Source organism: Gimesia alba (genome assembly GCF_007744675.1).
Lineage (GTDB): Bacteria > Planctomycetota > Planctomycetia > Planctomycetales > Planctomycetaceae > Gimesia > Gimesia alba.
Genome location: NZ_CP036269.1, coordinates 6,000,298 through 6,021,461 on the forward strand (window position 1 = coordinate 6,000,298; position 21,164 = coordinate 6,021,461).

The following is a 21,164-nucleotide window of genomic DNA, read 5'->3' on the forward strand; positions in this document are numbered from 1 at the left end:
AAAGGTGTTCGGAATGGCGGATAAAAAATTGACAGTGGTGATCTCGCAGGCGCAGGGGAAAAATCCTGCCAAGCGCGAGCTGGAAGAATCACTGGCAGCGGCACTTCTGATGGAACCGGATGTGGAAGTCTCGCTGGTGCCTCACCTTTATGATCTCTCGGCAGACCACACGGGAACCATGTTCCTGCAGGCGATTCGCGGCGATCTGGTCGTGTTGTCCTGGCTGTACCCCCGCGCGAGTCACTGGGTCCTCGACCGGCAGAACATTCGTGGTCAGGAAGGACTGGTTCTGCTCAAAGAAGAGATCGACGAAGAGGAACAGGCCGCTGAGGAAAGCAACTCGGTTCCCTACGACAACCCCGAGCGCAACAAGACGATTCCGAATCGAAATATTTACTCGATCGATTTACGCGTCAGTTCGAATCCCGATGATTACCTGACCGAAATCAAACGCATCGCCAAAGATACGCAGGTGCAGACGGTCCAACTGGGTAATATGATTCAGGAAAGCCCTAAGCCGGCGCAGATCGAAAAGTATCTGAATCCGCTGGAGATCATCAACGCACAGAAAAACAATGGCAGTGCCAACGACGCCAGCCAGATGGAACCAACCAAACGCCGCTGGTACCCGGTCATTGACTACGGTCTGTGTACGAATTGCATGGAGTGCATCGACTTCTGTCTGTTCGGCGTGTACGGCGTCGATCAGGGAGGACAGATTCTGGTCGAAGAACAGGACAGCTGCAAAAAAGGATGTCCCGCCTGCAGTCGGGTCTGTCCGGAAAATGCGATTATCTTTCCCGGTCATAAAACGCCGGGCATTGCCGGCGCCAATGGAGAAGTGGCCGGCTTGAAAATTGATCTCTCCAAACTGTTCGGTGCCCCTGATGCACTGGAAATGGCGGCCCGGGAACGAGACGCCGAACTCGTCGCCGACGGACGTGAGGCTTTAGGTGTCGGCGTGGGAGTTCCTGTTCGCTCGAAAGTTTCTCAATCAACAAGTGATGAGCTGGACGATCTGATCGACAGCCTGGATGCCATGGATTTATAGACATTCCAATTATTGACCTGCCACGTTTACAAATAAGATAACCGAATGAGTGAAACAATCTCCTGCCAGAGAGTTCGAGAAGGTTACCAGCGGGCACGTGAGGAATTGCTTTCCGCACGGACGAACGCCGGCTACTGGGAAGGAGAACTTTCCACCTCGGCTCTTTCTACCGCGACCGCGGTGATGGCACTCGAGATGATTCGCCGTCATCGCCCTGACGACGATCATTCACTCGATTCCTATATCAAACAGGGCATCGACTGGCTCGCCACGCATCAGAACGAAGATGGCGGCTGGGGTGACACCGTCAAAAGTTTCAGCAACATTTCCACCAGCATGCTCTGCCACGCTGTCTTTCATGCCACGAAAAACTCGATCAATTATGCCTCCGTGATTGTGAATGCCCGGCAGTATATTGATCGGATTGGTGGCGTCGAAGCGGTCATCGCCCGCTATGGAAAAGATAAAACATTTTCCGTGCCGATCCTCACACATTGTGCATTGGCCGGACTCGTTGACTGGAAGACGATTCCCGCCCTGCCCTTCGAACTTTCCTGCCTGCCCGCCCGGTTTTATAAAACGGTACGGCTGCCGGTCGTCAGTTATGCACTGCCCGCGTTGATTGCCATCGGTCAGGTCAGACACCATTTCTGCAAACCGAAAAATCCGGTCGCACGTGTCATTCGCAATCTGTCGATCCAGAAGAGTCTCAAGAAGCTGATTTCAATCCAACCCTCGAACGGCGGATTCCTCGAAGCGGCCCCCCTGACCAGTTTCGTCACGATGAGTCTCGCAGGCATGGGTCTCGTTGATCATCCGGTCGTGAAAAAGGGGCTGCAGTTTCTACTCGACTCGGCCCGTCCCGACGGCAGCTGGCCCATCGATACGAACTTAGCGACATGGACGACGACACTCTCCGTCAACGCCATCGAAGGAACCCTGTCCGAATTTGAAAAAGCCCCCATTCGCGACTGGTTACTGAATCAACAATACAAAGAACTGCATCCCTACACCTCGGCAGAACCGGGAGGCTGGGCCTGGACCGATCTGCCCGGCGGCGTTCCCGACGCCGATGATACCCCCGGCGCGATTCTGGCGCTGTTAAATCTGCGATCAGAAGAATCCGGCACCGAACTCTCAACCGAAGTACGGACTGCCCTGCGCAACGGCGTGAAGTGGTTACTCGATCTGCAAAACAGCAACGGCGGCTGGCCCACGTTCTGTCGCGGTTGGGGCACGCTCCCCTTCGACCAAAGTGCCGCTGACATTTCGGCACATGCAATTCGTGCCATCCAGGCCTGGCTCGAAACGGACTCACTCCCGGAAGAAAACGCACTGCGAACACGAGCCGCGCACGCCATCACTCATTCATTCCGTTATCTCGCTTCAGTACAACGGGCCGATGGTTCGTGGCTGCCGCTCTGGTTTGGCAATCAGCACATTCACGACGACGAAAATCCCGTGTATGGCACGGCTCGCGTGTTAGCCGCTTATGCGACGGCCGACCGGCGGAATTCCTCACAAGCGTTACAGGCGATTGATTTTCTGAAATCGGTACAGAATCCCGATGGTGGCTGGGGGGGCGATGCCACAGCTCCGTCCAGTGTCGAAGAAACGGCTCTGGCCATTGATACTTTACTTTTGATCGGCGTCGAACGGAACAGTCCCACGATTGTTCAGGGGCTCAACTGGCTGCTGGAACGGGTGGAAAACGGCTCGTTCACCGAATCCACGCCGATCGGCTTCTACTTTGCCAAGCTGTGGTATTTCGAACAACTTTATCCAATTATCTTTTCTGTTTCAGCTTTGCATCGGGCAGAAACGGATTTGAAAAAATGTGCGGATGGCAATTTAAGATTGTCGCTTGAGGAAGAGGATTACCGTATAATGAACGCTCAGGAAAAATAAAGCCCCCCTGCGTTCCCAAACCAAACTTGTATTCATTTACTGAATCATCGCTCGAATGAGTTATTTACTATAGAGGAGTCTTCCGTGTCCATTGCGCCTTTAGATCAGGAAAGCTCTGAAGATCAAACTGCCGCCGGCTCAGCGAAGTCAGCAGCAGACTCTTCGGCAGAAAAGAAACCGGTCAAAAGAAAACGTCAGAGCACCAGTCACCTCAAAGCGGTTCCTGAGACGCTTGCGCTGCGCGAAGAGATGAAGGCCGAAGCGGAAAAGTTCGTGGAGTTCCTGGACTGTTCCAATCCGTTTACCAAAACCACATTGGAAAAATGGTCGCGCGAACTACTGGACCAGATGAACCAGCCCGAGAAATTTCTGGGCTTCATGATGGTGCTGATCGGCAACTTCTTCTGGAAGCGGCAGTTCCTGGCGATCCCCTTTGAGCGACGTTTGTTACTCCTGCCGCACTGTCTGAAACATGCCGAAGGCTGTCCTGCGGAATACGACGAGTTTGGACTGGACTGTGAAAAGTGCGGCGCCTGCTCGATTGCGGACTACAAAGTCAGAGCCGAAAAGCTGGGCTACAAAGTCCTCGTGGCCGAAGGTTCGCCGGTCGTGCTCAAAATTATCGTCGGCGGTTACGTCGATGGAATTCTGGGAGTGGCCTGCCTGAACGTCCTGGAAAAATCGATTGATAAAGTCCTGATTGCCGGCGTGCCCTCCTACGCGGTGCCCCTGCATTCCGGTGACTGCAAAAATACAAAGATGGATGAGCCCTGGATCTGGGAAGTACTCGAAGAGTACCGTCCGCTGGAAGAGCCGCTGACCCGCAGTTATCTGCCGACCATGCGTGCCGCCAATTCTCTGTTCGAAGACAACTTCGACGAGATCCTGCCCCCCTTAAGAACCAAAACAGAAGCCGCCGCCCAAACACCTCTCGGCAAAACCGAGGCCATCGCTTACGACTGGCTGAAGCATGGCGGAAAGCGTTTCCGTCCCTTCATCACACTGGCCGCCTACGACGCGTTGATGAAAGCACAGCAATCGTCAACCGATTCAAAAGAAGAAAGCCAGACCTATCCGCTGGGCGTACAGAAAGCCGCGATGGCCATTGAAGTCTTCCACAAAGCGTCATTGATTCACGATGACATTGAAGACGACGATCAATACCGCTACGGTCGCGAAACCCTGCACCGCCAGCATGGCACCGGCATGGCCATTAACCTGGGTGACTATCTGATCGGCATCGGCTATCGCCTGCTGAACGAAGCCCGTGCCGACATCGGTGCGGAAGCCGCCGCCGATTTAGTCGAACGCATGGCCGCCGCCCATCTGAAACTCTGCGAAGGACAGGGCGCCGAAATGGCGTGGCAGGAAAGCGAAACGTTCGAACTGGCTCCGATTGACGCGTTACAGATTTACGCATTGAAAACGTCCCCCGCCTTCGAAGCCGCCTTGTACGCCGGCATTCGCATGACGGGTTCGGTCGGGCAGTATGAAGAACTGATCTCATCCTTCTCGCGACATATTGGCGTTGGGTTCCAGATTCTAAACGACCTCAAAGACTGGAACGGCGACGACAATAACAAACTAATTACCGGTCAGGATGCCCTTGCGATGCGGCCCACGTTACTGCTGGCACTCGCACTGCAGACGGCAGACGAGCAGCAGACTGCCGACCTCAAAGACATTCTGCAAGGCAATCCGTCCGATGGCATGCGAATCGGCCGCTTACGTAAAATCTATCAGGACTGCGACGTGTTCACAAAAGCCGAAGCACTGGTCGATAAATCACGGGCCCGGGCTGAAGAACTGGCCGAAAGCGTGGACAACGAAGACTTCAAACAACTGTTGAAGTTCTTCTGCGAAACCGTCCTGGCAGAAGAAACCCCGGAAGCAAAACCAGAACCCAAAGTCCTGATGCCACAACCGATTTCCTGATAGATTTAATTGTAACGCTCTATTTCAACGGCACCAGAAACCAATCCGGTGTGCCACTGCTCGGCTTGTCCGACAGTGTCGTCACATAGGTTGCTCTCGGTCAGATTCCAGAAAGTAGGGGATGACCCATGTGTCAGCCCGCCTGGCGATTGCCGACGATGAATTACTCTTTCGAGGGGAATTGAGCTAATTCAAACGCCAGCACAAAAGACATGTCGATATAACGGGTCGACCCCTACATTTTGATTTCAGTGCGAAAATCGATTCACTGTTGGCAAGCCAACAGTGCCACACAAAATCATATTTCTTACTACCACGAAAAGCACGAAAGCACACGAAAAATGAATGGGCAACAGGAGGTTCCCGTGATTAAAATCAATTTCAGGATCAAATGACCAATCAGGATGTATGCTTTATGGACCGTATTACTTCCATCTTAATCATTCTGGTGATGTTGTTGGTCTCCGTGAGATCTGCGTCGACGACAGAGCCAACAGCAAAGCTTAAGCCGCATCCCGATGCTGTCGCGAATACCCATGCTCCCGGCGAAGTTGACAAACCGGAACTGGTCCCCTTCATCGTCGCGGACCCGGCAAAGATGCAGGGTATTGTTGTTGACGAGACCCAGGCAAAGCTGATCGGCACGTGGCAATATTCCACGCATACGCCCCCTTACGTTGGTCTCGGTTATCTGCACGATCAGAAAAAGGGAAAAGGTGAGAAAGCGGTCATCTTTACGCCAGAGCTCCCCAAAGCAGGTCGTTACGAAGTCCGGCTCGCACACTGTTACAACATTCGCAGATCCACCAATACGCCAGTCACGATTCATCATGCCGACGGCGAAAAAACGATTCGCATCAATCAGCAGAAGATTCCCGAACATCAGAAACTGTTCCGCACGCTGGGCGTGTTTCGTTTCCATAAGGGAAAGTCGGGCTGGGTCAAAATCTCCAACGCAGGTACCGACGGTAAATATGTGATCGCGGACGCGGTGCAGTTTTTGTATCGAGGCAATTAACACGCCTCTAACCATGAACGGCTCGGCGCTAGCCGCCGTTTTTCAGTCTTTTTTAACGACTACGAAAAGCACAAAAATGACCAGAAAGGGATGGTCCCGAATGCATTCGGGATTGCCGCAGGCAACAGGAGGTCTTAGAGAACGCTACTAATCTCACAGTAACACATTCCCTAATTGAATATGACTGGGAACGGTCTCCCATTCACCGTTGGGCAAGCCAACGGTGCCACACAGTCCCCATACTTTTCTACCAGGAAATGCACGAAAATGCTCAGAAGCCGATGGTCCCGTAGTCGTCTGGCCAGAAGGTTTCTTACTCACTCTGACCAACACAGATAAATAATATTTTCGTTGCAGAATTTCTTTTTCCTGATAATGATATTACTGAAGCTCGAATTCCTTTAAGGGTTTCTACAATCAATCCACAGCGAAAGGTGTCATCCAATAACAAAACTTTAAACATCAGGAGAGCAAGCGAATGGGCCGTAAAAAGAAAGTCGTATTTCCAGCTGCTGGAGAGGCGTTTGCGTTTCAATTGGATGATGGGCGGTATTCCGTGTGCCGCGTGCTCTCTGATGGTGTGAACCAAATCGATACCAAAGTCGAAGCGGTCCTGATTGCCTGTTCTACCTGGATCGGCTCCGAGGTACCCTCTGCGGATAATCCGGAGCTAAGACCGATTTTGAAACTAACGCATCATGCATGGAACAATCGAGCTGAAATGGGCTGGGTGACTGAAGCAGTGCCTGACTCGTTTATTCCGATTGGCACGATCGAGCCCACGGATGAGGAAGCTGCCATACATTGTACTGGTTATACTTCATGGGAGTCGATGAGAATCCAGTCCTTGAAGCAGTGGCGGTGGGATCATGATCGCGAAGCGGTACTGGCGGAAGATGCGATCAAAGAGCAAGAGGAAGCCGAGCAGTCTGCACAGGACGAAAATGAGCATCAAGGTTATTTAGAACAAGTCAAGCTGCAGGATCTCGCGAAGCATACGTTCTTTCCCCATTGGGAACATGTTCCGAAAAAAACACTCGAGGCCTCCCGCAAGATCATGCTCGACGCCATCAATGAGTTGATCGCGCTCGGAGAATCAGCGAGCGAGGAAGCGCGACTGGAAGTGTTGGAGAACTGTATCGAAGCGTTCAATGCACTCGACGCCGAACACAATTTTATCGAGACACTGGAGCGTGAAGATATCTGTGACGAATTCGAGGCAATCGTGCATGCCTGCGGTCTGGGCGCGCTGGATTCTCCGGATGAACCCCTGGTTGATGAATGGCGCGAGTGGTAACAATTTACAATACGGCGTTAGACACCGTTTTTTTCGTGTGATTTCGAGTTGTTCGTGGTAGGAAAAAAGAAGAGAGCTAAAGAGGTTGTACGTTTTGTCAGCGAGCAGGATTTGTATTGTAAATATGACAAAATAAAATAATTCTTCGATCAAATATCAGGATCGTACTATAAAGCAATAAGTTGAGACATTTCGCGTTCAACCCCTCTCTCTAATCTCATTCCGTTCTCCTTCTTACCAAAAAACTGATGTCACGGACGACAGATGTTCTCGCTACGTCTCTGTTTAATGTTCTCTTTGATCGGATACGCTCTCGGTATTCAGCAGCCCCTGCATGCGCAGACTGAAACGCCGGCCATCGGTGTCCCATCAAAACAGCTGGAAACAGTTTTGGCAGGCTTCTTACCAACCGACCGCAGCTTACGTGTGGAAGATGGCCTCCCACTGGATGGCGTCGTTCCACCAGTAGAAGAACCATTCGCAGCTAATCTTGATGAACCGCCTTCTTTAGAACAACCGCTTGACCTGAAATCACTCATGAAGCCCAGGATTGACAGCTCGGCCGAATGGGAACCGAAGGTGAATGGGGTGGGAATCAGTTCTTATGACTTATCAATCAAAATACCGGTCTACCCGATTTTCGGGCCTCCGCCTCCGTTCATTAACCTGGGTTATTCATTCACGCAGATCGACGCCCCCGAGGCTCTGGATTTACCTCACAGCCTGAATGAATTTTCGTTTGGTATGTCATGGATGCGCCGGATCAATGAAAAATGGATGTCCCGCTATACGCTCAATGGTGCATTCGCGTCGGACATGAATAATACCAGCAGTACTGCCTGGCAGATTCGAGGCGGCATGTTTGCCATGTATCAACCTAATGAAACCTGGAACTTTGCCTTCGGGGCGCTTGCCACCGGCCAAAATGATGTTCCGGTTCTGCCGGTCCTGGGGGCGATCTGGCAGCCAAGACCTTCACTCAAGGTCGATTTAATGCTTCCCAGCCCAAGAATCTCTCTGCTCTTGTCGGCGACAGAACAGCGCCAGCATTGGGCCTATGTCGGTGGCGGCTTTTCAGGAGGCACCTGGGCCTACCGGCGCGCCAACGGAGTGGGAGAACGCCTCAACTACCGCGAGTGGAGATTCGTTTTGGGATGGGAATCCACTCCTCCAAAAAAGCCGGGAACCTTTCGTCCCAGTGGCACGAGGGTGAATGTAGAAATCGGCTACGTCTTCGGCCGAAAGTTTGAATTTGACAACAACGCGCCTGACGTCAAAATTGATAACACACTCTTACTGCGATCAGGAATCCGTTTTTAGACAGATCATTTATTACGCTTTTCGTGTGCTTTCGTGCTTTTCGTGGTAGCAAAAAACAAAATCTCTGAAACTAATCCAGCTGCGGTGCCAGACTGCCATAGGCCCAGGGGTTATTCTTAAATACCGGCGCCGCAGGCCGCTGGGGCAGTTTATCAGGTGTTAGCTGTTTCGAAAGTTCCACCGCGGTGTCGACCATCTGCGGGCCGGCGGTGATGATCAAATTGCTGTAGCCAGTCAGACGGGTTTCATAACCGCCGCCGTTTTTGTCGAAGGCTTCTTTGGTCGGCACATACCCAACGCAGCCGTTCGCCAGCGAGACCGGAAACGTGATCGGAAACGGACTTCCTTCTTTGATGTCTAAACCGAGCTGGCAGAAAAATTCCGCAGGGTCGGTCAGTAAGACCACAGGTCCAAGTTGTACCGCCTGCACTTCCACATCGGCTACCGGTTCTTTTTCGAGACGAGCATCCAGCAGCACCGTCTCTTTAGCAAAGACCCAGTCGGTGGCATTTGACTTGGCGGGCCCTGCTTTCACAATCTCGATGGCTTCTTTGATATGTCCGGGCGTCGGTTTGCGACGGGGAATTTGCAGCATTGTCGTTTTACTGGCGATGGTTTCAAAGTTGCCACGGGGCATCGACAGCAGCACTTTCACTGCTTCCGCTCCCACGCGACCGCCGACAAAACGGGCCGATTCTTCACTCGGACGCCGCTGAAACTTCGACAGGTTATCGACCTGCGTCACATCGCCGGAGGCACCTGCCAGAAAAACCAGGACCGCATCTTTCCCGAACACGCCGCGAATGACCTGTTCGACATAATAGATATAGTTCGCCGAGATGCCGCCGGGGTTCGTGGTCGCATGACAAACAAAATTCACGATACACCCTTTGAGCTGTCCCTGTTCATCCCAAACGCCGATCACACCGACTTCCGGATCAACGGGCCCCGCGGGTTTGACGATATCAGGATTGCCGGGCCGCGGGTGGGTGAAGGTCAATCCGTTTCGCATGAAGAACCGGCGGTTGAAGGCGACTTGCTCCTCAATACCCACGCCGGCACCACACAAAGAGGCGTTCCGTTTATTGTATGCTTCACAAATAGCTTCGACACTTTGATCGACGACGGTTTCCAGGTACGCGGGATCTCCCGTCGATGATTTTTCATATGCCAGCTCCTGCACGAACTCGGAAGCGTGATCGTATTCGCCGGGCAGGATCATGCCCATCGGTCCTGACGAGTGCGAATGCGTGGCGTGCAGCAGAATCGAATTCGCCGGAATCTTGCATTTAGCTTCCACACGTTTGCGGATTTCGTCGACGGTAACGCGGCGGATAAACAGCGCGTCCAGACTCACGACGGCAACCACATTCTTGCCGTTATCAAACACAGCCGCCCGCGTTTTACAGGGATCGTGAAACGAGCGATGAAACGATTTTCCATAACCGCCGGGCTGCTCCATGCCGATCTCGGGCGTGATGTCCCGCTCGGCAAAACCAACTTTAACCTGCGGTACATCCGCGGCAAAACTAAACGCCGATACGAATAACAGGCATGAAAGTGTGACTGCTTTGAAAGAAAGGGAGAGTGCATTCATGGCGAAAACTCGATCTCAATTGGGGGTGGGAAACGTGAGGAAACGGTCTCATTTTATTAAAACAGAATCCAAAACGGGTCGCTACTGAAGAAAGTTAAGAAATTCACGTTCTACGAAAAATCGTGATTGGGTGCGCTCCATCAGATTTTTCGGTTCCTGGCGCCTTTTACTCAAGCTGCTTCTGATTGCCGAAGACGTTATCGACGATCTGATTGTCTTTGCCGCCGCTGACTTTGATCGAGTGTGCGGTTTCGCTGTTCGGTAGATCGCTGCGAATCAGACAATCGGAGACGCGGCTGTCGGACACGTTTTTCAGTAGCAGTCCCTCTTTGGCATAATCGAGGATCGTGCAGTTCGTCACATTCATGCGACGGGAATCTCGAATTTCCAAAGCGGCCGTTTCGTCCCCCGTACCGTTAATATGGTTGCCGCTGATGGTACAGCCATCGCAGTTGGTCAACAGCATGCCGACTTTCGCGGTGCTGCCATCGGCGTAGTGATAACGGGGGTTGCGATCCAGCACATTATTCGAAATGACAATATTGCGGCAGTCGTCAATGCGCATGTTATGCGTGTAGCCTTTCCACATCGTATTGCCGGTAATCGTCACTCCACGGGCGCTGGTGACTTCAATATTGGTTTGCACATCGGAGAGGACATTGTCGGCGATGGTGATGTTCCCGTCGCGGTATTCTTCGGAATGCGGGCGGATGCGGGCATGTTCGTTGATGCGGATGTTAGCGGAACCGGGGGCAAAATGATCGTGTTGAATCGTGTTGCCGACGATCGCGATTTCCCCGACCGAGGCCCCTTCTGAATCGATCAGTACATTCGCCGTCGGTTCCGAGTTCTCGTCTCCCATATTGCCTTCAATATCACACGTGCCGATATGAATGTTGCGAATGTCCCCTTTGCGGACCACGACACCGCCGCCGGCGTTATAGGAAATGTGGCAACCAACGATATTGGACTGATGAATGTTGACGTGATCGTAAAAGATACCCGCACCGCGGTTCTGATAAATGTGACAGTTGGAAACGATCAGATTCCGATTGCGTTTGACAAAATGAATCCCATGCAGCGCGCGGCGGATCGTGAGACGAGTGAGTGTGATCTGCATCGTTCCCGTCGCTTCGATGCCGCAGGCTTCCGGATGATCGCCCACAATTTCCAGGCCGTCCACGAGCGGAGAACGTTGTTTCAACCAGACATTTTCTTTGACTGTCTTCGGGCTGGCGGTTCCTTCATGGGTGCCGATGAAGCGGAACGCGGGCCCCGCGCCCGCCATGATGATCGTGGCGGTGCCATCCGAACTGACAGAAGTCGGCCCCAGTTGATCCAGATCGATGCTGATCGTTTTCGTGATGCGATAGACGCCTTTGGGGAATGTGATCTGCCCCTGCCCGGAATCGACGGCGCGCTGGATGGCGTCTGTGTCATCTGTTTTCCCATCTCCGGTCGCACCAAACGTTTTGACGGACGGCGTTGCTGTCACATTAGCCGGCGCGTCGTTGTTTTGTGAATTACCGGGTTGCGAAGAAATCACCAGGAAGCCGATGACCAAAAGCGTTGAGAAACTGATCAGGATGCCGCGCATAGGGAGATACCTTGACTGAAATGGTTGAAGTTCTGAGTGATTCACTGCAAGCCCCATTGTAAGCAGAACGGCTGAAGAATCTCAAATCGGAAGCCACTGATTGATTGAACTGGGCGAGACCCAGATCAAGCACGAGAATCAGATTTTCAAGCCGGATAATGACTCATCGCGACTTTCTTTCCGGGCTGATGTGGTTTATCTTGTGCTGAAATGATGAATCTTCTTTCTTAAAGAAACATATATAAAGAACCGTAAAAAAGATGATCGACCGACCTGACAACCCCGAATTTTCGCCCGGTGACCGGGACTTACTTCAGCTGCATACGCGCTGGATGCGGTTTGCTTATGACGAAGCACGCGCCGCATTTGAAGAAGACGAAGTACCGGTCGGCGCTGTGATTGTGCATCAGGATCGGATCATTGCCGCCGCGCATAATCAACGCGAAACATTAAGCGACCCGACAGCACATGCCGAGATGATTGCCATTACGCAAGCCGCTGAATCGCTCGGTTCATGGCGGCTGTCCGACTGTATTTTGTATGTCACACTCGAACCTTGTCCGATGTGTGCCGGCGCGATTATTCAGTCCCGCATTCCGCTGGTCATCTATGGCACGCCCGATGAAAAAGCGGGCGCCTGTCACTCGTTATTTCAAATCACCAGCGACACAAGATTGAATCACCAAAGCACAGTCATCAGCGGAGTGATGCAGGAAGAGTGCCGCACGATTCTGCAGGAATTCTTTCGTCAAAAACGGGCGGAAGGAAAAAAGTAACGTGAGTGTGAATCGTTTTTTTCTTTGCGCGCACGTGAATGAAATCACTTCCGAACTGGTTCAGATCTTGCGCATTTTTGAGACGCATGAAATAATCACGATATGATGAAATGGAATTTGTCAAGTGATTTTCGGGGAAAAGAAAGCTCCTTAAAAATCGTTTTATTTTTTGATTCGTTTCAGCTTGTCCTTCTGTCAGCAGTTTGACAAAATGTGTCTTACAATAACTTTTCACAATTCTACAGATTCATTTCTGAAATATCTTTGAGGCGAGCGAATGCATATTATCTCTCGTGAAGCGAATGAGAGTATCCTCATCGGGGAACATACGGTTGTTAAAGTGCTTGAAGTATTTGGGGATCGTGTAAAACTGTCGATTGAAACTCCCGGGGCGGAACCTGCCTACTGGGAAAAGGTTGTCTACCTGGACCAGTCTGTTGAGGCTGAGGAACTTGAATCTGTTCAAATCGGCGGGTAATTTCCCCTCTCAGAACAGAAACTACTGTAGATGATCTGAACTGGGGAATATCCCCCAGTCATTCTCTAAAGAAGCGGCGCTTTCTCGCCGCGCAAGCCTTGGCGTTTTTGCGAGAATGTCTCACAATAGACGTGTCAGGAGATTTTTCTCTCGGCTTTTTATTGTGAAGCCTGCTAAAATCAGGCAAATACGTCGTTCAATCTATCAATCACTGTGAGGCAAATTGTGCCCGCCATATCGGAACAGGATGGGGAATCGCTCGGCTTAGAGTCCCGACAGCTACCGAGACATATTGCCATTATCATGGATGGCAATGGCCGGTGGGCGTCGCGTCGCGGTTTTCCACGCATCGAAGGACACCGCCAGGGCGTCAACAGTGTTCGCACGGTCGTGGAAGAATCCACGCGGCTAGGCATCGAACAATTGACACTGTACTGCCTGAGCAGCGAGAACTGGAAACGGCCCGCATTGGAATTAAACCTGTTGATGCAACTCTTGAAAAAGTTTGTCATCGGTGAACGGGAAGAAATCATGCGGCAAAATATTCGCTTCACGACCATTGGTCGACGTAGCGATCTTCCCAAGGATGTCCTCGCCGAAGTCGATAAAACGATTCATGAGAGCCAGGAAAATACCGGCATGCAACTCTGCCTGGCACTCAATTATGGCAGTCGATCCGAAATCGTGGACGCGGTGAAATCGATCGTCTCCGAAGTCGAACAGGGAAATCTCAAAGCAGACGAGATCGACGAAGAGGTCATTTCATCGCACCTTTATACCGCCGGCATGCCCGATCCCGATCTCGTCATTCGCACCGCTGGTGAAATGCGGGTCAGCAATTTTCTGTTGTGGCAGATCAGTTATGCCGAACTGTGGGTCACCGATACCTATTGGCCGGACTTCTCTGTTTCTGATTACTGGCAGGCACTGCGTGACTTCGCCGCCCGCGACCGCCGCTTCGGTGGGTTGAAAGGATAACGCAGCATGCTGGGCTGGCGGTTACTTGTCTCTGCAATCCTGATTCCCCTGCTGTTCGGATTGTTCTACCTCGATCAACGTGCCGGCAGCGGCGCTCCTTATCTGTTGGGGCTATGTTTACTGCTGGCCATCCGGGGGAGTTATGAAATGACGAGCCTGTTGACGGTGCGCAATCTGGCGCCCCGTTTCTCGATGGTTTCTCGCTGGTCATTTCTGATTTGTGCTGTTGCCTGGATTCCGTATACCTGGGGGGAGTCGCAGCCACAAATCATGTCCCTGGCACTGATGTCAGTCACGTTTGCGATTGCGATCATCGTCATTTTTCTGGTGGAAGCGACCGGGTTTCGGGAACCCGGGCAGAGCATGGAACGAATTGGTGCAGAAATTCTCTCTGTTTCCTACGTCGGCTTTTTGCTCGCCATGCTGGCCCAGCTGCGCTGGGTCATCGGTCCTGAAACCGGCTACCTGGCACTTGGCTCGCTCATCATCAGCGCTAAAATGGGAGACATCGGCGGCTACACCTTCGGCCGCTTATGGGGAAAAACCAAACTGATACCACGCCTCAGCCCTGGAAAAACGCAGGTCGGCGGTGTCGGAGCGATTTTGGGTGCCGCTCTGGGGGCATTTCTCTGGCTCCAGTTCACGCCTTCGCTGTTCAACGCAAACTGGTCGGCGCCTGCCTGGTACTGGTCGATTCTGTTCGGCGCGATCATCGGCGTTGTCGGTCTGGTAGGCGACTTGTGTGAATCGCTTATTAAACGGGACGTCGGTAAAAAAGACTCCGCCGAACTCTTGCCCGGCTTTGGGGGTCTCTTGGACCTGCTGGACAGCCCGCTTTACGCCGGCCCGGTCGCATTCCTGCTCTGGAAATTTTTGCCGCTGATTACTGTTTCTAATTGAAACAATTCTTCATCGGCACGCAGGTTACACCAGCGTAACTGCGGGAGTGAATTGGCGAGTTGTGGCAGATAGGCGTCTACAAACCCGTTTTCGGTGAGTTCACACACACTCTGTCCTGACGGAAATTCAACCGATTTCAATAGAATCAGTTCGTCGGCCGGCCAGGTGAGTGTAATCCAGGCCGCAATCGAATCGCTGGTCACATCCCAAGACTCTGGCAGAGTTGCGAAATCAGAAGACGACGTCTGTGTTAAGTACTCGTACGCACAAAGCACGGGAGTGCGGCCCGCGTTCCAGACCTGGGCCGCTGCTGAAGGAGAGGACACCAGACTCGCATCGGGCAGCAGCGCACACAACAGACGCTCATTCAGCATCATGGCTTGAATCGCCAGCCAGTGCGATTTCGATTCCCCCAGGTGATGTCTTCGGTCCCAGTCGCGCACCAGATCTGCGGCTGTTCCGCCTCCGCAAACAATCAGAGGCGTTGCGTTTTCCAGGTGGTCCAATACTCGTTGCAACCGGGTGCATAGATCGGGCAAGTCAAACAGACTGCCGCCGACTTTGATCACGGAGACGCACATTGGGCACTCCTGTTTCTGCCCGAGCTACTTTGAACCACACATCAGTCGATGATTTTGGAAATCTGATATTCCACCAAACCACACGCGCCGGCGGCTTTCAGTTTGGGAACAATCGTCCGCACAACGGTCTCGTCAATAATCGTGCTGATGGCAACCCAGTCGGGATCGGACAGCGACGAAACAGTGGGCTTCTGTAATGCGGGCAGCAGATCGAGCACTTTTTCGAGATCCGCACGTTCCACGTTCATCAACAGGCAAACCTTGCCTTCTGCGGCCAGACAGGATTCGAGCATCATCGCGATGTTCTCAAGCTTCTCGCGCTTCCAGGGATCTTCGAACGATTGTTTATTGGCAATGAAGCGGGTTGTGCTCTGCATCAACTCTTCCACGATCCGCAGATTATTCGCACGCAGCGAAGAACCGGTTTCGGTCACTTCCACAATCGCATCGGCCAACTTGGGTGGCTTGACTTCGGTCGCCCCCCAGGAAAATTCCACTTTGGCTTTGACGCCATGCTGTTCCAGATAGCGCTCGGTCATGCCGACGACTTCCGTGGCGATCCGTTTGCCTTCTAGGTCTTTGACAGATTGGATCGGCGAGTCTTCGGGCACGCACAGCACCCAGCGAACCGGGCGGCGGCTGACTTTCGAGAAGATCAGTTCACAAATTTCATGCACATCGGCGCCCGTTTCCAGAATCCAGTCATGTCCGGTAATCCCGGCGTCCAGAATGCCCTGATCGACATAGCGGGCCATTTCCTGAGCCCGGATCAGTAAACATTCGATTTCTTCATCGTCGATCGAGGGATAATACGAGCGGGATGAAAATTTGATGACGTAGCCGGCGCGTTTGAACAATTCCGCCGTCGATTCCTGTAAGCTTCCCGCGGGAATACCGAGCTTTAAGACCTTCTCAGACATGGTTTTGGTTTTCTGAATGCGTTAGTTTGGTGCGTAATGTGTATAATATTAACGGTTTATGTTCATGGGTCTGCCTGAAGCAGACACCACAAGCCTGTTAGATGCATGTGCGTCTGCAGGACACGACTGCCGCACAATGGTTCCCTGCGCGTACTCTAACAGCTCAAAAACCCCAATTCCAGTAGTCCGGAACGAGAATGTTCGTAGAAATTCCCAATCTGTGGGCTTCCATCAAGCGCGGAGTTTCTCTAGGATCGTGCAGACATCGACTCAGGATATACGATTCCGGCCCATTTTTCACTGCAGGAATCTGAATATACAAGTTGTTTCCACAGATATTTTTTTATGAGTAAGGAGAAAGTCCTCGATGGCCGAGCAAAAAGCCACCAACGTCACCTGGCATGATCACCATGTCTCCAAAGAACAACGCTGCAAGCAGAACGGACACAAGGGAGCCGTACTTTGGTTCACCGGTCTGAGCGGATCGGGCAAGAGCACGATCGCCAACACCGTCGATCACAAGCTGTTTGAAATGGGAAAACACACGTTCGTTCTGGACGGCGACAACATCCGTATGGGCCTCAACAAAAACCTGGGCTTCTCTCCTGAAGATCGTACTGAAAACATCCGCCGCATCGGTGAAGTTTCCAAATTGTACAACGACGCCGGCATCCTGGTGATGACTGCCTTCATTTCCCCTTACCGTGAAGACCGCGATCAGGTTCGCGAAATTCTGGGCGATGGCGAGTTCATTGAAGTCTACGTCAAAGCTTCTCTGGAAACCTGCGAAGAACGCGATCCCAAAGGGCTCTACAAAAAAGCCCGCGCTGGTGAGATCAAAGGGTTCACCGGAATCGACGCTCCTTACGAAGAACCGGAAAAAGCAGAACTGGTTCTGGATTCCGATGGCAAAGGCATCGACGATCTGGCCGACGAAGTCGTCGCCTACCTCGAATCCAATGGATACCTGACCTACGCGTAATGCGTGCCGGCAAAAAACCGTGCGAAAATTCAAACCTCAGGAAGTGACAAGCTTCCTGAGGTTTTTTCGTTTGCCTGTGATTGTTTTTTACGACCACGAAAAGCACGAACACACACGAAAATGATCTGACCGGGTGATCCCAAATGCAATTCGAGATTGCCGCAGGCAACAGGAAATTGTCAGAGAACGCAAGCGAACCCGTAACAACGGAACGATCAAATCAGCGTAGGGGTTGGTCTATGTGCCAACCCGCCTGGCGAGGTTCGATTTTGTATCACGCATGCAAAGGAACCGGCAAAATGTTTCGGAAGTCATCACACAACCTCCCTCCTCCCGTGTGCCACCGCTCGGCTTGCCCGACGGTGCCTTCGTAAACGACGGAATACTCTGCTTATGTAAGATTGTGACAAGCCGACGCTGACCCCAAAACCTCCTGCTCGCTGCGCTCGGCCCGAATTACATTCGGGCTTACCCATTTGGGGGGTGTTAAATAAGTGAGATGTACGTTTTCCCAATCACTGTTGGCAAGTATTTAGACCGGATACTATCCTGACCCAATTCGTTTTTACTACCACAAAAAACACGAACGCACACGAACATAATCTAACGGGGTAGTCTCGAATGAAATTCGAGATTGCCGCAGGCAACAGGAGGTTGCAGAGAACACGAACGACCCCATAACAACGGAACGATCAAATCAGCGTAGGGGTCGATCCATGTGTCGACCACTGCTTTTTCTACTATCGGAGCGTTTTCCTTTTCACTGTTGAATAGTGCAGCCACCAAAAATAGAAATCAAAGTTCAGCTTTAAGAATTGAATGAAATCGGTTTCGAACTTCACGTTCCTGTTTATCGATCTTTCCATCAGCATTAGCAACTTTATCTAGACATTTCTTAATTGCATCTTGCTGTCGAGGATCGGTTATTTTTTGTAATTCCTCACAAGTTTCATTCAAAACTTGATCATAGCTAGAATTTCTCGCACGTATTACAAACTCACGCATCCGCTGATCAATCTCTGAATCATCCCACGGTGCTTTGATTCGTTTCATGAGATCAGTTATTTTCTGACGTTCCTCTACAGAAGCATTACGGTCTGCTAACATCATACAACAGAGTGTATTAAGAATCGTTTGGAATTTCTGTTCGGCTCTCTTTTTACGCCTCTCTATTGCTTGAGCTCGACGCTCCTCTGCAATTTTTCTGACTGGTTTTTGAGCTAGTTGTTGCATGCTGGAAAAACTGACTGGAACATTATCAGATGTTATCTGATTACTAGCATATAGAGATAAATCTATTCCAGAACCTTCGAGTTTTAGAATTCCATATTTCATTTCCGGAATTTTAACATTATTGTTGAAGCGTTTGTCAGGAGAACCATCTTTGTTTACAAACCGCCATGTTTGACCGACTATATTCGAATCACGTGTTTTTGACACCAAGCCCCTTTCTTGAAGGATTTCCGAGTCCGTTGAAAACGCTAAATTTGCATAACTGATCCCTCCCGCCCGTGCTCCTTGAAATACCAGTATATGATCAGGCATAAAATAAAAGTCTTTTTGAAATGCATGCATATGCCATACTTTAAAATCCAAATCCAACAAAGGGGGAGAACTTAATGAAAATGTAACACCGGCGAATTCAGGTTGTGTCTTTGCACCTCCAGAATAACGGGAATCCTCAAAGTGACGTCGACCTTTGTAGAGTAAAACCGCTCCACACTGATTGAGCAACGAAATAGATTCATTGATATTATTAAAAGCGGTTTCCCCTTTTCCCTCTATACGATATGAAAAATTTACGTGTCGTCTTGAATGATCTAATTTTGCGACGTTGACTAAAATGAAAATACTTCCTGGAATCAGAAATAATCCAGTGAAGATCATCAACACGACAGGAAAGGTTGCAAAAAAAGGAATCAGAAACCAGAGAAAATACAAGAACGAAACAAGTCCGATTGCCCAAGGCATAAACGCTATATTTTGCTTCCGTTTTTCTATGTCTTTGAGAATTGCTATCAAGTCAGTATCAAAGCAGACCTCATCGTGTTCTACCATCTCAATTTTACTGATATTGGATTGCCCGCGAGCTCGTTTTGACCCATCAAGTGCTGCACTTGTTTCACGTTTTTGCTTTTCTGCGAAAGAGATTGCTTTGACTTTTTTTTCAGATGAGAGGTCAAGATACGAAAACCCTTCATCGGTGATTCCGATTTCGTACGAACTTGAATCATCTTCGACAAAACTGAAATGGTCTAAGAAAGAGAAGAATGTATTATTTGAGTGGGTGGATTTGCTCATTGCTGACTTTATTAAATGAAGTCACTTTTTTCAGAATTACACTTCCTGCACAAGATTTGGAGATTCTCGGTTGAGGTCGATCCACCTTTCGATAGGGGGATAATGTGATCAAACTCAAGGTAATCATCTGCATTACAAATGACGCATCGTCCGCCATCCCGATACCATACTTCACTTCGTATTTCATCTGGAATGTAACGAGTATCTTGAGAACTTTTCTTTTCCAAACCTCTTGATTTACGAATCAGAAACATAACTGCTTCCTGCAATTCGAATAAAACACCAGGGTCAACTTTTCCTTGCAAACGGTAGTCCCCACCACCTTTACCTGATGATACAGATAGTGACAGTTTTGGTGTTCGCTGATATTGAAATTTGATATCGAAAATATTCTTGTATTTCACTTCATGCGATTTATGTAATCCAATAAAACGCAGTCGGATGCTACCGACATATAACGTTCCATCTAATTTCTTCAGTTTGTTTCCGACTCGATGTTGATAAGTAATTGAGAGCGCATAATGCAGTTTTTCACCGGGCTGTAGAATTAAGCCGTTCGATTCGAGAGTCGGTAGATTCCCTTTTCGGATTTCAAATATTCGGGAATATAACTCAAGATCCATTAAGCAGGCTTTCAACAGATCTTGAGCGTTGAGAAATTTGGTCAGAGCTCTGATATGTTCTTCATCTCCCTCACAAATTTCCCCACGGGCTTTAATCGCACCTAAGGCAGTGGCTAAAACTTCTTTTTTATTTGGGACTGAAAGTTTTTTTAAATCTTTTTGGGTTAGTCCAAAGCGGTTGGCCACAATTGCCAGTTTGGTCATTTCATCCTGAGTGAGAAGATCATCATTCAAAGAATTGGCTAAGAGAAATGAATAGTAGGAAAGCGCCTGTTTGGAGATAGCTTTATTAATATCTCTTTTTTTGAGGTCAAAGAAACGAGATGTTTTCTCAAGCAGTTTCTGTTCGTCTTCGGTGAGTTCTCCATCTGAGACTGCCTCACGAAAAACTCTTTTGTAAATCATCAAGCCGATTTCGTAATCAAGCTTAACGATCAATTCATCATCCAAATCCAGCAAGCGGACAACATGCTCAAGAAGAGTGGACTCCTTGGGAGTGATCTCAAGGTCTTTCGTACATCGATAGTAAATTTCACGGTAGATTGCCGAAGCAGCTTGTGTATAACTCTCTTTAGAAAAAGTAAATTTCTCTAAGAGTCTTTTTAGAGAGTCATCCGGTTCTGATGCTAGATTTTTAGATTCACTTAAGGCAACGTAAAGAATCTTCTGAATATGTGACGCACCAACTTGCGTATTCTTTTGAGGATTAGTTAATTCTTTCATGTTTCCTGCAACTCACATAAGACCATATAAAACCCTTATTCAGTCTATCTTTATGTATAGTTACATGCAAGCAGTGGGACTCTGACAGATCCAGGACGTTATATTTTTCCTACCGTTTTTCTGCTGAGTCAGATTCACCTTCCTGCTTTCAGTTCATCTTGCCCCTCCCGTGCCGATTC

The 21,164-nt window shown here is 50.2% G+C and carries 17 protein-coding genes; 11 read left to right on the forward strand and 6 right to left on the reverse strand.

Annotated features, from left to right (window positions below):
• The first annotated feature begins 13 nt into the window (after positions 1-13).
• The 6 genes from Pan241w_RS22220 to Pan241w_RS22245 all read left to right on the forward strand — a co-directional run bounded on the left by Pan241w_RS22220 (position 14) and on the right by Pan241w_RS22245 (position 8,529).
• Positions 14-1,051: an ATP-binding protein gene (locus tag Pan241w_RS22220; RefSeq protein WP_145220075.1), complete on the forward strand. Its 1,038-nt coding sequence runs from the start codon at positions 14-16 to the stop codon at positions 1,049-1,051.
• 45 nt (positions 1,052-1,096) lie between these two features.
• Entirely contained in the window at positions 1,097-2,959 is a 1,863-nt protein-coding gene (locus Pan241w_RS22225) for a prenyltransferase/squalene oxidase repeat-containing protein (RefSeq protein WP_145220077.1), read from the forward strand.
• A gap of 84 nt (positions 2,960-3,043) precedes the next feature.
• Positions 3,044-4,894 carry a polyprenyl synthetase family protein gene (locus Pan241w_RS22230; RefSeq protein WP_145220079.1) on the forward strand — a complete coding sequence of 617 codons (1,851 nt, stop codon included), beginning with the start codon at positions 3,044-3,046 and terminating at the stop codon, positions 4,892-4,894.
• A gap of 415 nt (positions 4,895-5,309) precedes the next feature.
• Positions 5,310-5,912 carry a golvesin C-terminal-like domain-containing protein gene (locus tag Pan241w_RS22235; RefSeq protein WP_145220081.1) on the forward strand — a complete coding sequence of 201 codons (603 nt, stop codon included), beginning with the start codon at positions 5,310-5,312 and terminating at the stop codon, positions 5,910-5,912.
• Between the two features lie 478 nt (positions 5,913-6,390).
• Positions 6,391-7,209, forward strand: coding sequence for a hypothetical protein (locus Pan241w_RS22240; protein WP_145220083.1), 819 nt, complete (start codon positions 6,391-6,393; stop codon positions 7,207-7,209).
• A 264-nt stretch (positions 7,210-7,473) separates the two neighbouring features.
• Positions 7,474-8,529: a DUF6268 family outer membrane beta-barrel protein gene (locus Pan241w_RS22245; RefSeq protein WP_145220086.1), complete on the forward strand. Its 1,056-nt coding sequence runs from the start codon at positions 7,474-7,476 to the stop codon at positions 8,527-8,529.
• Between the two features lie 70 nt (positions 8,530-8,599).
• On the opposite strand, the gene Pan241w_RS22250 is transcribed toward Pan241w_RS22245, so the two are convergent.
• Entirely contained in the window at positions 8,600-10,126 is a 1,527-nt protein-coding gene (locus Pan241w_RS22250) for a hypothetical protein (protein ID WP_198000083.1), read from the reverse strand.
• A gap of 166 nt (positions 10,127-10,292) precedes the next feature.
• A complete protein-coding gene (locus tag Pan241w_RS22255; protein WP_145220088.1) occupies positions 10,293-11,723 on the reverse strand; it encodes a right-handed parallel beta-helix repeat-containing protein in 1,431 nt (476 codons plus the stop codon).
• A gap of 260 nt (positions 11,724-11,983) precedes the next feature.
• Here Pan241w_RS22255 and tadA point away from each other — a divergent pair, with 260 nt between their 5' ends.
• The 4 genes from tadA (at position 11,984) to Pan241w_RS22275 (ending at position 14,855) form a co-directional block, all read left to right on the forward strand.
• Positions 11,984-12,499 (forward strand): tRNA adenosine(34) deaminase TadA, encoded by a 516-nt coding sequence (tadA, locus tag Pan241w_RS22260; RefSeq protein WP_145220090.1) that lies wholly within the window; start codon positions 11,984-11,986, stop codon positions 12,497-12,499.
• Between the two features lie 277 nt (positions 12,500-12,776).
• Positions 12,777-12,977: a carbon storage regulator gene (locus Pan241w_RS22265; RefSeq protein WP_145220092.1), complete on the forward strand. Its 201-nt coding sequence runs from the start codon at positions 12,777-12,779 to the stop codon at positions 12,975-12,977.
• A gap of 225 nt (positions 12,978-13,202) precedes the next feature.
• The gene (locus Pan241w_RS22270) at positions 13,203-13,955 is read left to right on the forward strand and encodes an isoprenyl transferase (RefSeq protein WP_145220094.1); all 753 of its coding nucleotides are present in this window, start codon (positions 13,203-13,205) and stop codon (positions 13,953-13,955) included.
• A 6-nt stretch (positions 13,956-13,961) separates the two neighbouring features.
• Positions 13,962-14,855 carry a phosphatidate cytidylyltransferase gene (locus tag Pan241w_RS22275; RefSeq protein WP_145220096.1) on the forward strand — a complete coding sequence of 298 codons (894 nt, stop codon included), beginning with the start codon at positions 13,962-13,964 and terminating at the stop codon, positions 14,853-14,855.
• Here the strand turns inward: Pan241w_RS22275 and Pan241w_RS22280 are convergent.
• Together Pan241w_RS22280 and hisG are read right to left on the reverse strand one after the other, a co-directional pair.
• Complete coding sequence (locus Pan241w_RS22280; RefSeq protein ID WP_145220098.1) at positions 14,792-15,436, reverse strand: amino acid kinase family protein; 645 nt, start codon at positions 15,434-15,436, stop codon at positions 14,792-14,794. The two genes, Pan241w_RS22275 and Pan241w_RS22280, sit on opposite strands and share 64 nt — an antisense overlap.
• Positions 15,437-15,477: 41 nt before the next feature.
• Positions 15,478-16,356 carry an ATP phosphoribosyltransferase gene (hisG, locus tag Pan241w_RS22285; RefSeq protein ID WP_145220100.1) on the reverse strand — a complete coding sequence of 293 codons (879 nt, stop codon included), beginning with the start codon at positions 16,354-16,356 and terminating at the stop codon, positions 15,478-15,480.
• A 367-nt stretch (positions 16,357-16,723) separates the two neighbouring features.
• On the opposite strand from hisG, the gene cysC reads away from it, so the two are divergent.
• Complete coding sequence (gene cysC / locus Pan241w_RS22290; RefSeq protein ID WP_145220102.1) at positions 16,724-17,338, forward strand: adenylyl-sulfate kinase; 615 nt, start codon at positions 16,724-16,726, stop codon at positions 17,336-17,338.
• Between the two features lie 795 nt (positions 17,339-18,133).
• Here the strand turns inward: cysC and Pan241w_RS22295 are convergent.
• Together Pan241w_RS22295 and Pan241w_RS22300 are read right to left on the reverse strand one after the other, a co-directional pair.
• Positions 18,134-19,639: a TerB family tellurite resistance protein gene (locus Pan241w_RS22295; RefSeq protein WP_145220104.1), complete on the reverse strand. Its 1,506-nt coding sequence runs from the start codon at positions 19,637-19,639 to the stop codon at positions 18,134-18,136.
• An 11-nt stretch (positions 19,640-19,650) separates the two neighbouring features.
• Positions 19,651-20,985, reverse strand: a complete 1,335-nt coding sequence (locus tag Pan241w_RS22300) for an HNH endonuclease (RefSeq protein WP_145220106.1) — start codon at positions 20,983-20,985, stop codon at positions 19,651-19,653.
• Positions 20,986-21,164: the final 179 nt, after the last annotated feature.